The sequence below is a fragment of the Mycobacterium sp. genome (assembly GCF_008709575.1).
Taxonomy (GTDB): Bacteria; Actinomycetota; Actinomycetes; order Mycobacteriales; family Mycobacteriaceae; genus Mycobacterium.
This window is the reverse complement of sequence record NZ_VYIK01000541.1, coordinates 1-545: the sequence shown is the minus strand read 5'-3', so window position 1 is coordinate 545 and position 545 is coordinate 1. Positions and strand designations below refer to the sequence as shown.

General features: G+C 69.4%; 1 pseudogene. It reads right to left on the bottom strand.

The window, feature by feature from the left end:
* A pseudogene (locus F6Q13_RS20040) lies at window positions 1–545 on the bottom strand (hypothetical protein); the annotation flags it as partial.

Sequence of the window (545 nt, the reverse complement as noted above, 5' to 3'; positions counted from 1 at the left end):
CGGTGTCGGCGCGGCAGGAGGCGCCGAAGACGGGCCAGGGGCCACGGCGGACGTGACGACGATCGGCGCCGGCCCGGCCGCCGGCAGCACGGTGGGCGCCGCCGCGACGGGAGCCGGCGCCGAGACGCTGACGGGCTGCGCAAGACCGGCCAGCCCGGCCAGGCCGGCCCCTGCCCCGGGAACGATTGCCGGGCCGGCCGCACTCGCCAATGCTGCCGCGTTCTCGGCCGTAAAGATCCCGAGTTGCTCGATGTGAAGCGGGATGTCGAACAGCGCCCAGCTGAAGAAGTACTGGGCGGCCTCCGCCGGATTGTGCGCCAGGTAGGTGCCGAACTGTTGGGCGTCCTCGAAGAGTTCGAGCGATCGGACGACCCACCAGATCGCCTGGCCCGGATCCGCATAGGAGTCGTAGACGGCTCCGTTGACCGTGCCCGCGGTGGGATTCCAATTCACCCCGAAGTTCTTCAGCAAGTCCGCGACCACGTTGTCGAACCACAGATCGATCTTCGGGTCGTGGGCCACCAGGGTGTTTCCGATGCCGACCT